At 70.8% G+C, this 13895-nt stretch carries 12 protein-coding genes and 1 pseudogene; 9 read left to right on the top strand and 4 right to left on the bottom strand.

Annotated elements, in window-relative coordinates:
* Window positions 1-1378: HAMP domain-containing protein (locus tag ACFHVL_RS29730; protein ID WP_416631848.1), on the bottom strand; the 1378-nt coding region annotated here is incomplete at its 3' end.
* A gap of 497 nt (window positions 1379-1875) precedes the next feature.
* Between ACFHVL_RS29730 and ACFHVL_RS29725 the strand changes: the two genes are divergently transcribed.
* Entirely contained in the window at window positions 1876-3990 is a 2115-nt protein-coding gene (locus ACFHVL_RS29725) for a SpoIIE family protein phosphatase (RefSeq protein WP_416631847.1), read from the top strand.
* Window positions 3991-4073: 83 nt separating this feature from the next.
* Here ACFHVL_RS29725 and ACFHVL_RS29720 read toward each other — a convergent pair whose 3' ends face one another.
* Entirely contained in the window at window positions 4074-5363 is a 1290-nt protein-coding gene (locus tag ACFHVL_RS29720; RefSeq protein ID WP_416631846.1) for an FAD-binding oxidoreductase, read from the bottom strand.
* A gap of 95 nt (window positions 5364-5458) precedes the next feature.
* Here ACFHVL_RS29720 and ACFHVL_RS29715 point away from each other — a divergent pair, with 95 nt between their 5' ends.
* Window positions 5459-7549, top strand: coding sequence for a S9 family peptidase (locus ACFHVL_RS29715; RefSeq protein ID WP_416631845.1), 2091 nt, complete (start codon window positions 5459-5461; stop codon window positions 7547-7549).
* A gap of 334 nt (window positions 7550-7883) precedes the next feature.
* Complete coding sequence (locus ACFHVL_RS29710) at window positions 7884-8240, top strand: STAS domain-containing protein (protein WP_416631844.1); 357 nt, start codon at window positions 7884-7886, stop codon at window positions 8238-8240.
* 29 nt (window positions 8241-8269) lie between these two features.
* Here the strand turns inward: ACFHVL_RS29710 and ACFHVL_RS29705 are convergent, their stop codons facing one another.
* Window positions 8270-9577 (bottom strand): CynX/NimT family MFS transporter, encoded by a 1308-nt coding sequence (locus ACFHVL_RS29705; protein ID WP_416631842.1) that lies wholly within the window; start codon window positions 9575-9577, stop codon window positions 8270-8272.
* Window positions 9578-9627: 50 nt separating this feature from the next.
* On the opposite strand from ACFHVL_RS29705, the gene ACFHVL_RS29700 reads away from it, so the two are divergent.
* Window positions 9628-10323: a FadR/GntR family transcriptional regulator gene (locus tag ACFHVL_RS29700; RefSeq protein WP_416631841.1), complete on the top strand. Its 696-nt coding sequence runs from the start codon at window positions 9628-9630 to the stop codon at window positions 10321-10323.
* Between the two features lie 123 nt (window positions 10324-10446).
* Here the strand turns inward: ACFHVL_RS29700 and ACFHVL_RS29695 are convergent, their stop codons facing one another.
* Entirely contained in the window at window positions 10447-11070 is a 624-nt protein-coding gene (locus ACFHVL_RS29695) for a hypothetical protein (RefSeq protein WP_416631849.1), read from the bottom strand.
* Between the two features lie 269 nt (window positions 11071-11339).
* On the opposite strand from ACFHVL_RS29695, the gene mscL reads away from it, so the two are divergent.
* From mscL to ACFHVL_RS29670, 5 genes and pseudogenes are all read left to right on the top strand, one after another.
* The gene (mscL, locus tag ACFHVL_RS29690; protein WP_416631840.1) at window positions 11340-11810 is read left to right on the top strand and encodes a large conductance mechanosensitive channel protein MscL; all 471 of its coding nucleotides are present in this window, start codon (window positions 11340-11342) and stop codon (window positions 11808-11810) included.
* A gap of 111 nt (window positions 11811-11921) precedes the next feature.
* On the top strand, window positions 11922-12098 hold the full coding sequence (locus tag ACFHVL_RS29685) for a hypothetical protein (RefSeq protein ID WP_416631838.1): 177 nt from the start codon (window positions 11922-11924) through the stop codon (window positions 12096-12098).
* 83 nt (window positions 12099-12181) lie between these two features.
* Window positions 12182-12499, top strand: a complete 318-nt coding sequence (locus ACFHVL_RS29680; protein ID WP_416631837.1) for a hypothetical protein — start codon at window positions 12182-12184, stop codon at window positions 12497-12499.
* A complete protein-coding gene (locus ACFHVL_RS29675) occupies window positions 12496-12870 on the top strand; it encodes a hypothetical protein (RefSeq protein WP_416631835.1) in 375 nt (124 codons plus the stop codon). The genes ACFHVL_RS29680 and ACFHVL_RS29675 overlap by 4 nt, the downstream gene beginning before the upstream one ends.
* Before the next feature lie 95 nt (window positions 12871-12965).
* Window positions 12966-13601 (top strand): annotated as a pseudogene (locus tag ACFHVL_RS29670) (DUF6642 family protein); the annotation flags it as partial.
* Between the last annotated feature and the right edge of the window lie 294 nt (window positions 13602-13895).

Here is a 13895-nt window from a genome sequence, read left to right as displayed (position 1 = left end):
CCTGGGCCTGGCCGCCGAGTTTGCCTTCGGTGCCGACTTCGCGGGCGACTCGGGTGACTTCGTCGGCGAACAGCGACAGTTGGTCGACCATGGTGTTGACGGTGGATTTGAGTTCGAGGATTTCGCCCCGGGCGTCGACGGTGATCTTCTGCGACAGGTCGCCCTTCGCCACCGCCGTGGAAACCTGCGAGATGTTTCGGACCTGGCTGGTGAGGTTGCCGGCCAGCTGGTTGACGTTCTCGGTGAGGTCACGCCAGGTGCCGGAGAGGCCCCGCACCTGGGCCTGGCCGCCGAGCTTGCCCTCGATGCCGACCTCGCGGGCGACCCGGGTGACCTCGTCGGCGAACCACGACAGCTGATCCACCATCGTGTTGACGGTCGACTTCAGCTCCAGGATCTCACCCTGGGCGGCCACGGTGATCTTCTGCGACAGGTCGCCCTTGGCGACGGCGGTGGAGACCTGGGCGATGTTGCGGACCTGGGCGGTCAGGTTCGACGCCATCGAGTTGACGCTGTCGGTGAGGTCCTTCCAGGTGCCCGCCACGTTCGGCACCTGGGCCTGGCCGCCGAGCTTTCCTTCCGTGCCGACCTCGCGGGCGACCCGGGTGACCTGTTCGGCGAAGAGCCGCAGCGTGTCGGTCAGCATGTTGATCGTGTCGGCCAGCTCGGCCACCTCGCCCTTGGCCGACACGGTGATCTTCTGGGACAGGTCACCGCGGGACATCGCGGTCGCCACCTGCGAGATGGACCGCACCTGATGGGTGAGGTTCGACGCCATCGAGTTGACGTTGTCGGTGAGGTCCTTCCACGTACCGGAGACGCCCTTGACCCGGGCCTGGCCGCCGAGTTTGCCTTCGGTGCCGACCTCGCGGGCGACCCGGGTGACCTCGTCGGCGAACGACGAGAGCTGGCCCACCATCGTGTTCACCGTCCGGCCGATCCGCAGGAACTCGCCGCGCAGCGGCTGCCCGTCTATCTCCAGCTCCATGTGCTGGGACAGGTCACCCTCGGCGACCGCCCGGATGACCCGGGCGATCTCCGTCGTCGGCCGCCCGAGGTCGTCGATCAGCGCGTTGATCGCCTGGTGGTTGTCGGCCCAGGCGCCACCGAACCCCTCCTCGTCGAGACGCTCGGTGAGCCGGCCGTCGCGTCCCACGATCCGGCTGATCCGCCGGAGGTCGAGGTGCTGGCGCTCCTGCAGCGAGACGACCTCGTTGAAGGCGTCCGCCACCTCACCGGCCACGCCGATCCGGCGGGGCAACCGCACCTTGAGATCTCCCTGGCCGACCCGGCGCAACGCCTCGGCCAGCTCGGCCAGTAGCGCGGTCTCGTCCAGGGCAGGTCGGCGGTCGGTGGAAAGCTCGTTGGCGCGGGTCATCAGGGTCCTTCCGTGGATACTTCGGCCTTCAGACCGGGGAGGAAACGGAACTCCGGCGGAGCAGGGCAGGGAGAGCCGATCCGCCACCGAGCGCGACCGCCCGCACAAGCTGACCACTCGGCTCGTTCGTGAAACCCAACCGATCGTGATCGAGGACCTGACCGTACGCAACATGGTCGCCAACCACAGCTTGGCCCGCGCCATCTCGGACGCGGCATGGCGGCAGTTCCGCAACATTCTGGCCGCCGGGCTGGCGGTGTCTGCCTGCGGAGGCGGTGCAGGACCTCAACGAGAGTCCTCCTCTCGGACGGGCGGTCGCCGGCAAAACAGGAAGCCCCGAGGGTGACCAAGGGAATCCCCGCCCTCTAGGGCGGGGAGGAAGTCAGGGCTCCTCGCTCAGCTCAGGGAGTGAGCTGGTCCCATCATCACTCGACTACCGTGGCACATGCGAGGTGCACGACAGTAACGATGGGCCAGGCGATCGGAGGAACTGGCAGGTGTCAGCAAGGGCCGAGCGTCCTACCGCCGGTACTGTGAGTGAACATGTCCGGCGGGTTCGCCTGCCGGCCGACCGGCGGACACCGGCCACCGCCCGTGCGGTGGTGCGGTCCGTGCTGTCCGATGCTTCACTGGACGAACTGCTCAACGAGGCGCTCCTGCTGACTACCGAGCTGTCCACCAATGCCGTCGTGCACGCCGGAACCGAGTTGGTCATCGAGGTGGTAGCCGACGAGGTCGGGCTGACCGTGACGGTCACCGACTTCGCCGCCGGGCCGATCGAGAAGGTCGCCGCACTGCCCCGCAACGAGCGGCAGGACATCTCGCAGGTGTCCGAGCGCGGTCGCGGTCTGCTGCTCGTCGACCACTTCGCCAGCCGGTGGGGCACCACGCACCAGCCGAGCGGCAAAGGGGTCTGGTTCCGGCTCGACCGGCGCGGGACCCCGTCGGCGACCGACATCATGCCGCCGTGGCACGGCGGCATCACCTCCGCTCCGCCACCGGACCGCGAACACCAGCCGGCGGTGCCCAGCGCCGCGACCCTCGCCTCACTGCTGCAGACCGGCCCGGAGCCGCATTCGGACGACCCGCTCGCCGACCTCGCCGCCAACCTGCTTGCCCGGGTCGCCGACCTGGTCGGCGCGGCCGGTGGCACGATCCGGTTGAACCGCGGTGACGGCCACGGCGCCCAGATCCTCGCCCGCTACGGTCGGTCACCGCGCTCCGGCGAGATGCTGCGGGTGCCGCTGACCGTGCACCGGCCGTACTCCGGGGAGCTGGAGCTCGACGCCGCGCCGTCGGACTACGCCGGCCCGCTGGCCGCCCTCGTCGCCGAACGGCTCTCGCTGCACCTGGAGAACGACCGGCTGCGCCGGGCCGACCTGCGGCGGCAGACCTGGCTGACCTTCCTCGCCGAGGCGAGTGAACTACTCGCCCAGTCGCTCGACGTGGACCTGACGATGGCGCTCATCCCGCAGCTGGTGGTGCCCCGGCTCGGCCAGTGGTGCGCGGTGCACACCGCCGACGAATGGGGGCAGTTGCAGCTGGCGGCGGCCAGCCACGCCGACGAGACGGTGCTGCCCGCGCTGCACGCGGCGCTGCGTGAGTCGGGTCAAGACTCGGTGATCGCCCGGCTACGGGAGGCGTCGCGCAGCGGATCGCAGGTGCCGCTCGGCACGCCGATGGAGGGGTTCGCCGTACCGCTGGTCGCCCGCGGACAGCGGCTGGGCACCCTCGCCGTCGGCCGCCACCAGCGACACCGGCACGACCCGGACGAGGTGGCGGTCCTCGAGGACGTGGCCAGGCGCGCCGCGCTGGCCATCGACAACGCCCGCATCCACCAGGAACGCCGGAAGGTGGCGCACACCCTGCAGCAGTCGTTGCTTCCGCCGGTGCTGCCCGCGATCGGCGGCATCGGCCTGGCCGCCGAGTACGTCCCCAGCGGGGACGCGGTCGAGGTCGGCGGCGACTTCTACGACGTGGTGCCGCTGCCGGACGGCCGCTGGCTGGTGGTCGTCGGTGACGTCTCCGGCAAGGGCGTGCAGGCGGCCACGGTCACCGGGCTGGTCCGCGACGTCATCCGGGTGCTGGTCCGCGACGGCAAGGCACTGCCCGAAGTGCTCGCCCGACTCAACGACACCCTCGTCGAGCGGGGCGGCGGACGCTACTGCACCCTGGCGATGGCCGCGGTCAGCGTCTCACCCGATCAGCGCCTCGACCTGCGGTTGCATCTGGCCGGGCACGACCGGCCGTTGCTGATCAGCGGCGACGGTCGGGCGCGGTTCGTCGGCACCGGCGGGACGGCGCTGGGCCTGCTGGAGGAGATCGCGGCACCGTCGGTGGAGCTCAGCCTGGCACCCGGGGAATCGCTGGTGTTCTACACCGACGGAATCACCGAGCGGCGCAACGGCCGGGAGTTGTACGGCACGGAGCGGCTTCGCCGGGCGGCGGCACCGCTGGCCGGCTTTTCCGCCGAGGTGGTGGCGGCGCGGCTGCGGACCGCGACGTTGGACTTCTCGGTCGAGGCACCGCGCGACGACATCGCGATCCTGGTGATCCGCAATGAGCCGACGGCCGGTGCCCGGTCGGCAGATCGGCCGTCCGGGCGGCGCTGACCGCGTCCGGGCGGCGCTGACCGCGTCCGGGCGGCGCTGACCGCGGCCGGGCGGCTCCTGGCCGGCTCCGGGAATCCGCTGGCTCACAGGCCGCCGGTGAGGCGACCGGGGGCCAGCCGGTGCCGCGGGTCGAACCGCTGCTTCAGCTCGCGTAGCCGGGTCAGGCCCGGCACCTGCCCCCAGATGTCGATGGCCCGACGGACCTCGGCTGGCGCGGTCAGCACCACGCAGGTCCCGCGCCGGGCGGCCAGCACGGTGCGCACCGTGGACAGGATCCCGGCGACCCGGTCCGGTGCCGTCGAACCGGGCAGCGCGGCGTGCACCAGGCCGGTGCCGGCGCAGCCGCGGACCGCGACCGGGGCACCGAACGCGTCCCGCAGGGCGTAGATCGCGGCGTACAGGTGGGCGGGTGGCACGTCGAGCCGGATGGCGATGTCTCCGGCGGCGAACGGATAGTGCTGCCACCAGGTCGGCGGCTGGTCTGCGGCGCTGGCGTCACCGCTGAGCAACGCGACCGCGCTGGCGGTGCGGTGCCGGGTCGAGACCGGCTCGCCCTCGAACAGCACCGCGAGGGAGCCGGTGCGACCGGTACGGGCGGCCGCCGGGGAACCCGGCGGCAGATCCAGCTCGATCGCGGCGGGGTGCAGCCCGGTTTCGGTCAGCTCACTGACCAGATCGTGCGCCTCCAGCGGAGTGGCCACGCCGCGGCGCACCCATTGGCGGCTGGCCGGGGCCGGCTGGAGCCGGACCGTCGCGGAAACCAGGACCGCCAGAGCTCCCTGCGAACCGCAGAGCAGACTGGGCAACTCGTCGCCGTCGGCGGTATCCGGCACCGCTCGGACCAGCTCGCCGGTGGCGTCGACGTAGTCGACCCCGATCACCTGGCGGCATGGCGACCCGTGCTGGTGACTCAACGGCCCGGCCTCGTCGGCGGCGACGATCCCACCCAGGGTGGCGGACGGTGACGGCGGATCGAGCGACATCCGCCAGCCCGTCCGGCCGACCGCCTGTTGCGCGGCTCGCAGCGTGGTGCCCGCGCCGACCCGCGCGGCTGCTGAGCCCGCCGGGTGGTGCCAGATCCCGGAGAGCCGACCGGTGTCCAGCACCACGTCCACATGCGACGGTATGGCACCCCAGTCGAGTTTGCTGCCCGAGCCGCGGGGGACCACCGCCAGATCGCGGTCGGCGGCCAGTCGTAGGACCTCGGCGACCGCGCCGACGGTGCCCGGCGCCACCACCCAGTCCGGTGCCGTGGTCGCCACCGCGTCGTCCGGCCCGGCCCGGCGTACGAACGGGGATCCACAGATGTCTCCCAGCCGGGCCGCCACGTCGCTCTGGTCGACCACATCGCCCCCCATTGTCGTGACCGCCACTCGGGCAATCGTACACATGTACCAATCGATGTCGAGTGAACTTTCCGCGCGTGCGCTGCCGCCGCCCGGCGCGGCTCGGGCGGTACCGTGGCCGGGTGACGACCCAGACACCCGTACCACCGGCCGCCAAGCGTGTCCCGACCGAACGCACCCATCACGGCGACACGGTCGTCGACGAGTACGCCTGGCTCGCGGTCAAGGACGACCCGGACACGATTGCCTACCTGCAGGCCGAGAACGCCTATACCGAGGGTGCCACGGCGCACCTCGCCGCGCTGCGCGAGACGCTGTTCGACGAGACGAAGCGGCGGACACAAGAGACCGATCTGTCGGTGCCGACCCGTAAGGGCGGTTACTGGTACTACACCCGTACGGTCGAGGGCCGGCAGTACGGCATCCAGTGTCGCCGACAGGTCCGTCCCGACGAGACCGACCCGCCGGCCACCACCGACGGTACGCCGCCGGACGGCGAGGAGATCCTGCTCGACGGCAACGCCCTCGCGGAGGGGCACGACTTCTTCGCCCTGGGCACTTTCGACGTCAGCGCGGACGGCCGGTGGCTGGCCTACTCCACCGACTTCTCCGGCGACGAGCGGTTCACCCTGCGGATCAAGGATCTGGCCACCGGCGAGGTGCTGCCCGACGAGGTGCCGTCGACGTTCTACGGCACCGCCTGGTCGGCCGACGGCAGCGCGCTGTTCTACCTGACCGTGGACGACGCGTGGCGTCCGTACCGCGTCTGGCGCCACCAGGTCGGCACCGCCGCCGCCGACGACGTGGTCGTCTACCAGGAGGACGACGAGCGGTTCTGGGTCGGCGTGGAGCTGACCCGCTCCGAGCGGTTCATCCTGATCGACGCGCACAGCAAGACCACCAGCGAGGTGCGTGCCCTGCCGGCCGCCGACCCGACCGCCGAGCCGCTCGTCATCGCGCCGCGCCGCCAGGGCGTCGACTACTCGGTCGAGCACCACGGGCACCGGTTCCTCATCCTGCACAACGACGGCGCCGAGGACTTCGCCCTCGCGTACACCTCTGTGGACGCACCCGGCGACTGGGTGCCGATGATCGAGCACACCCCCGGGACCCGGCTGGAGTCGGTCGACGCCTTCGCCAACCATCTGGTGGTGTCGCTGCGCACCGACGGGCTCACCGGGTTGCGGGTCCTGCCCGACGGGGGCACCGACGGCTTCGACCTGGAGTTCCCGGAGCCGATCTACAGCGTCGGGTTGGACGCCAACCCGGAGTACACGACGAACGTGGTGCGCCTGCGGTACACCTCGCTGGTCACCCCCGACTCCATCTACGACTACGACCTGGTCACCCGGACGATGGAGCTGCTCAAACGCAAGCCGGTGCTCGGCGGCTACGACCCGGACGTCTACGAGCAGCACCGCGAGTGGGCCGTCGCCGACGACGGCACCCGGGTGCCGATCTCGCTGGTGTGTCGCGCCGGCACCCCCCGCGACGGCTCCGCGCCCTGCGTGATCTACGGCTACGGCTCGTACGAGATCAGCATGGACCCGTGGTTCTCGGTGCCCCGGTTGTCGCTGCTGGACCGGGGCGTGGTGTTCGCCGTGGCGCACGTGCGCGGCGGTGGTGAACTGGGCCGCGGCTGGTACGACCAGGGCAAGATGCTGGCCAAGAAGAACTCGTTCACCGACTTCGTGGCCTGCGCGCGGCATCTGGTGAAATCGGGCTGGAGCACGGCCGACCGGCTGGTGGCCCGAGGCGGCTCGGCCGGCGGTCTGCTGATGGGTGCGGTGGTGAACCTGGCACCCGAGGCCTTCGGCGGAATCGTCGCGCAGGTGCCCTTCGTGGATGCGCTGAACACCATCCTCGATCCGTCGCTGCCGTTGACGGTCACCGAGTGGGAGGAGTGGGGCAACCCCCTTGCCGACCCGGAGGTGTACGCGTACATGCGTTCCTACACGCCGTACGAGAACGTGACTAATGCCCCGTACCCGCCGGTGGTGGCAGTGACCAGCTTGAACGACACCCGGGTCTTCTATCACGAGCCGGCCAAGTGGATCGCCAAGCTGCGTGCGGTGGCCCCCGGCGGGTCGTACCTGCTGAAGACGGAGATGGGCGCGGGACACGGCGGCCCGAGCGGCCGGTACGACGCGTGGCACGAGGAGGCGTTCGTCACCGCCTGGATCCTGGACCGGGTCGGCCTGGTCGATGGGTGACCGGGCTGGCGGCGGGCGGCGACGCGGGTGTCGTCAGTTGCCGCCCCGAAACGGACGTACCTCTAGAACCGGACGAAACCTCGAGAGGAACCCGAAGTGATCTTCCGAGCGTCGGCTCGGCCCGGCCGGCCCGATCCAACCGGATCGGGCCGGCCGGGCCGCCGTCATCGCGCTGGCCAGGATCGGTGGTCACCATCATCGGGACGTGGGAAGGGTGTGCTGGTGCGGCTCACCGTCACGCCAACGATTATGGTGGCAGTAACAACGAACTCCCGGTCCTGCGCGGACGACAGCTAGTGGAGTACCGTTCGAGCGGAATGGCTGGAGGTCGCGAATGTCCCTGACGGTGCAGACGGAGCAGCGCGGTGATGTCGTCGTCGTGTCGGTCGGTGGTGAACTGGACATGGCCACCGCACCTCAGCTCCAGGACCAGATAACGGATCTGTTGGACAAAGGCCGCAGTCGGCTGGTCTTCGATCTGGCCGACGTGTCGTTCTGCGACTCCACCGGCCTGTCGGTGTTCGTACGGGCGAAGAACGGCTGCGACGAGGCCGGCGGAGTCGTGCGGCTCGCCGCACCGCAGCGTGGCGTCCTGCGCATTCTGGAGGTCAGCGGGCTCGTCGAGGTCCTGCAGACCTTCCCCACGGTCGACGAGGCGGTCTCGTCGCCACTACCGGCCCCCGCCGACTGAGCCGGCCACGCCGACTCGGTCCGGCGCGGTCACGCCCGATCCGGCTGACCCACCTCGTCTTCGATCCACCGTGGACGGGAGATCGCCCAGCCGGTGCCGGTCTGCACCAGTAGCGCCACGAAGAGCAGACCGACCGGCAGCGCCCAGCCGCCGGTCCACTCGTACAGCAGGCCGATCGAGAGCGGCCCCAGAGCGGCGATCAGGTACCCGACGCTCTGCGCGAACGCCGACAGCGACACGACGCCGGCGTTCGTCCTCGCCCGTAGCCCGATCATGGCCAGGGCCATCGGGAAGGTCCCCTGCCCCAGCGCGAGTAGCACCATCCAGACCAGCGCACCATCGTACGGCAGCCACAGCAGGCCGGCGTAACTCAACGCCGACGCCAGCGCGGTGCCCAGTACGAGTGGCCGCAAATTGGTCAGGCGGGCGGCGAGCGTCGGCATGCCCAGCGCGATCGGCACACTGACGGCGGTCACCCCGGCCAGCAACAGCCCGGCCGTCCCGGGGCTGAAGCCGGAGTCGCGGAACAGCTGCGCCAACCAGCCCATCTGAGCGTACGCCGCGAACGACTGTGCCCCGAAGAACCCCGCCATCAGCCATCCCAGACGGGTTCGCCCTGCCCGGATCGCGGGCCGGGCAGCCGGCTCGTGGGCAGCGGGTGGCCGCTGCCGGGCGCGCCAGGCGATCGGCAGCCAGATCACGGCGGCAGCGGCGGCGACCAGGGCCCAGAAGCCGAGCCCGACCCGCCAGGTTCCACCGGCGTGCGCGATCGGAACGGCCGCGCCGGCCGCCACCGCTGCGCCGACCGTCAGCGACATCATGTACGCGCCGGTGACCAGCCCGACACGGTGTGGAAAGTACTGCCGGACGAGCATCGGCAGCAGGACGTTCGCCACGGCGATCCCGGCCAACGCCAGAGCGCTGGTGAGGACGAACAACCAGCCCGTTCGCGTGGTGACCCGGAGCAGTTGGCCGATGGCCAGCGCGCCCATCGAGGCGACCAGCAGGCGTGGCGGCGAAACCCGGCGGACCAGCCACGGGGTGGTGGCCCCGACCGCCGCGAACGCCAGGGCCGGCAGGGTGGTCACCACGCCGGCCTGCAGCCCGGACAGCGGTAGCCCGGTCCGCACCTCGCTGAGCAGCGGCCCGAGGCTGGTGATCGCGGCCCGGAGGTTCAGCGCGACGAGCACCATCGCGGCCAGTACCAGAGCGCCGCCCTGCACCGCCGGCGGCAGCGCGGCGGTGGACCTACGGACCACCGGAGCGTGGGCCACCGGGACCGCCGGTGCGGTCCGGCGCGGGGTTTCCCGGCCGGCGAGGGCAGTTGGCGGCGTCATGCCTCTCATCCTAAAATCATGGGATGATTTATGGTCGGGTGATGTAACGGATGACACCCTCGGTGAATTCCTCGGTCGAGACCGGTTCCGCGGGGCGGCGACCGCCCCGACAGACCCTGGTCCGCCAGGTGATCGAGTCGCTACGCGAGCAGATCGCCGCCGGCGACTGGCCGCTCGGGTCGCGGATCCCGACCGAGCCACGGCTGGCCGAGGCGCTCGGAGTCGGGCGCAACACGGTCCGTGAGGCGGTGCGGGCGCTGGTGCACGCCGGTGTCCTCGAATGCCGACAAGGGTCCGGGACGTACGTCGTCTCAACCGACGAACTCGCCAGCGCCGTGGCTCGGCGGTGTGCGACCGCTGAGTGGCGGGAGACCGTGGAGGTCCGGCGGGCCTTCGAGGTCGAGGCGGCCCGGCTCGCCGCGTCGCGGCGTACCCCGGACGATCTGCGACTGCTCGACCAGGCGCTGGCCGACCGGGAGGCTGCCTGGCGAACCGGCGACCTGGCCCAGTTCGTCGAGGCCGACGTGGCCCTGCACCAGGCGATCCTGGCGGCGGCGCACAATGACATGCTCGCGGAGCTCTACGCCTCGATCGGGGCGGCGATGCGGGCGACCGTCGCCGAAGCGGTCGGCCCTCAGATGCACCCGGACCAGCATGTCGACCACGCCCGGCTGGTGACGGCGATCCGGGACGGCGATCCGGACCTGGCCGCCCGGGAGGCCGGTGCCTACCTGACCACCGACTGATGACCACCGGCTGAGTCGTCTACGGCCCGGTCCGGCGTCGAGGGCCGGACCCCACCCGGTGGGGTCCGGCCCTCGACGTTGTCGGTTGCCGCAGTTTCTGCCTGCGGGGTCGGCTGTTCGGGGTCAGCTGTTCCAGTGCTGGGCGACGAGGTCGGCGGCCTGGGTCTCCCACTGGGCGTAGTGGAACGGGAACGCCGACACCTGAACGGTCTGCGCGGCGTCGGTCAACGGCATGTCCTGCCAGCCGTCGACGCCCTTGAGGCCGTCGAGGAACGCGGTGGTCGAGTACTCGACGTCGGTGATCTGCTCGACGGTGCCCCAACCGGACGACGGGCGCTGCTGGAACAGGCCCTGCGAGTCGTGGTCGTTACGGTCACCGAGGTGACCCAGGTTCTCCAGCTTCGACTCCTGCAGCGCGGTCGCGATGGCGACGACGGCGGCCCGCTCGTCCATGCCGGCCTTCTTCGTGGCGGCGATGATGCCCTTGACGTTGTCGGTCTGCTCAGTGCTCAGGTCGATGCGGGACTGCTCACCCTGCACCCCGTGCGGGGTCAGCTTGCCGGCGTCGACGGCGCTGTCGGGGCTGGTGGTTGCGGTTGCAGTCGCGGTGGCAGCGGCGGTCGCGGTGTCCGTTGCGGCCTGAACACCGGGGGTGTGCTGGGCGGCCAGGGCCGGGGCGGCGATCGCGCCGCCGGCCAGAGCCAGCCCGGCGATGCCGAGGGCGGTGTTACGCAGCTTGGTACGCATGGTGCCGGTGATGATCGTGGTCATAGGGGGTCCACCTTCCGTCTCCGGGGGAGACACACCCGCGGCGCGCGAGTGTGCGGTAACGGGTTCCGGGTGGTGCGGTGTAGCCGTGGTGCGGGTGCCGCCGTGGTGCGGCAGGCCGCTACTGGGCGGCGGACCATGTACAACCACGCCACCCCGTCGACGATTCCCGTCGGCCGTCTGCCGCGACCGGCCCGCCTCCGGGTAGGTTGTCGCCTGCACGTCCCCTCTGGTGCTGGGAGTTTTCCATGTTCAAGGGCTTCAAGGACTTCATCCTGCGAGGCAATGTCATCGACCTCGCGGTCGGTATCGTCATCGGTGCGGCGTTCACGGCGGTGGTCACCCAGTTGACCAAGTCGTTCCTGGAGCCGCTGATCAGGCTGTTCGCGGTGCTGCTGACCGGTGGCGACGGCGTCGGAGCCGATGGGTGGGAGGTCGAAGGGGTCGTCTTCGACTGGCCGGCCTTCATCAACGCGGGTATCACGTTCATCCTGACCGCCGCCGTGCTGTACTTCCTGGTCGTGCTGCCGATGAACCGGCTCGCCGAGCGCCGTCGTCGGGGCGAGGAGCCGCCGCCCGCCGCGCCCAGCGAGGAGATCAAGCTGCTGACCGAGATTCGTGACGCGCTGGTGGCTGGTGGCCGGACCGCTTCCGGACAGCAGCGTGGCGCGGCCGATGACGTGCCGGGTCGGGGCGCACCGGGGCAGCGGCCCTACTGATCAGCGGGGATGCCTCGGCGTACCCGCTTCGATTCTCTTTGTAGTTGCTCGGTTACTTCCAGCTGTCGGAATTCGGCAGCGGTTGCGGGACGGCTGAGTGACACTGAGCACATGCAGCAGCTAGCCGGGACCACCGCCAAGGACTACGCGACCTCCGCCCGACCTCTTGCCGAGGTTGGCCGCCCGACCGCCCCGCCATCAGGTGGTGGGGCGGTGGCCACGCTCATCCGAGACCGGTGCGACGACCCGACCTGTGGCAACTGTTACCAGCGACCGGAGACCGACTGACGGGCTGCGGCTCGTCGCCCGGTCGACTGCCCGGTGCGGCTGATCGGTTGAGCTTGCGTCCGTTGCGGTACCCATTCGAACACATGTTCGATAGAGTCCGCCGGGTGGAGCAGCGAAAGCACTGGTGGAACGGCAGTTGGGGGCGGCTGGCCCGGCGGGACGTCTTCCTGCGGACAGACGCGGACCGGTGGTACGTGGAGGCGCGGACCGGCGGTGCCGAAGGGGCATCGCGGTTCACCGAGTACGCCACCGAGGAGACGGCATACGACGCCGTACGGCATCTGCTGGCCGCTCCTGGCGGATGGCGCGAGGTGTCCGCCGGGCGCTCGGCGGCCGACGCCCGGGAACTGCCCGACCAGGTGGTTTCTCCCCCAGCAAGGCGGGGAACCGGACAGCCATGAACTCCGTCGATGCAACGGTGACACCGGACCCGACCGGGCGGATCACCCCCGGCATGCCCGTGATCGACAGCCACGGCGAGCAGGTCGGCGCCATCGCCCTGGTCCGGCCGGCCGACCAGAACGCGGTGGCGGTCGAGGGTGCCGTCGACCCGGGCGACGCCATCGGCGACGAGCTGCCCCACCCCGAGTCGGGTGACGAACCGGCGGCCGCTCCCGACGTGGCAGCGCGGTTGCTGCGTACCGGATTCATCAAGGTCTCCGCGACGGAGCCGGGCGGCGCCGGATACGTCGGTGCCGACCAGATCGCGGCGGTCGAAGCCGGTGTTGTCCGCCTTGCCATCGCCCGATCAGAGGTCACCCCGCCGGTCTGACCGGCGGTATGGTCACTGTCCGGACCGGCAGTTGGTGGGCGTGGATCGGTGACGGGCCGGTGGTCCGGCGCGACGATCCGACGGTTGGGGGCGACGTGGCACGCGGTGGAGTCTTCTGCATCGAGGGTCAGTGGCACCGTGACCTCAACGAACGTGGATCGGTGCTGCCGACGCTGGAGCTGCTCGAACGGCTCGGCCGGATCCGGTTCATCCACCGGGACGCCGCCACTCCGGACGAGCTGGCCTACTTTCTCGACCGCTGGCTGCTGCGCCAGTACGCCGACTACCGGGTCGGCTTCTTCGCGATGCACGGCGAGCCGACCCGGCTCTGCCTGACCGAACGGCACCACGTCGACCTCGACGACGTGGCCGAGCAGATGGCCGGCCGGTGCGCCGGCAAACGGCTCTACTTCGGCAGCTGCTCGGTGCTGCGGGCCTCCGACGTACGGATGCGGGAGTTCCTCGCCACCACCGGGGCGTCGCTGATCTGCGGCTACACCCGCGAGGTCGACTGGGTGGAGTCGGCCGCGTTCGAGACGGTGCTGCTCGACGTGCTCGCCAACGGGGTCTACAACAACGCCGCCGAGCTGCGGATGGGCTCGTCGCACTGGGCACCGCTCGCGGCGTACCTGGGCTTCCGGATCGTCTACGCCAACGGCCGCACCTGGCGTCCGGCGGCCCGGCAACGCGCGTCGGCCGCCCGGCAGCCGGCACCGGCCGACCTTAAGCCGGCACCGGCCGACCTTAAGCAGGCACCGGCCGGCAGCCAGCAGGTGCCGGCGCAGGGCGGCAGGGCCAGGAGCGGCGCGCGGAGCCGGCCCTCCGGGTGAGCGGGACGCCTGCTCACCCGAGGTGTCACCGCCCCGGAACGTGAGTGGACTCGGGTTCACGCTCCCGCCCCGGGCTGACCGGCGCAGACAAGATCAATGTGAGCGCCAGATACCCTAAGTCGAGGGCGGATTCAACCGGTCGTCGCAACAGTGGGTGTTTACGCTGCTGACGGGGCTAATAGTAGCTCGGCGAGG

This window comes from Micromonospora sp. LOL_023 (assembly GCF_048060115.1).
In the GTDB taxonomy this organism is placed as follows: domain Bacteria; phylum Actinomycetota; class Actinomycetes; order Mycobacteriales; family Micromonosporaceae; genus Micromonospora_E.
This window is presented reverse-complemented; position numbering and strand designations above follow the sequence as displayed.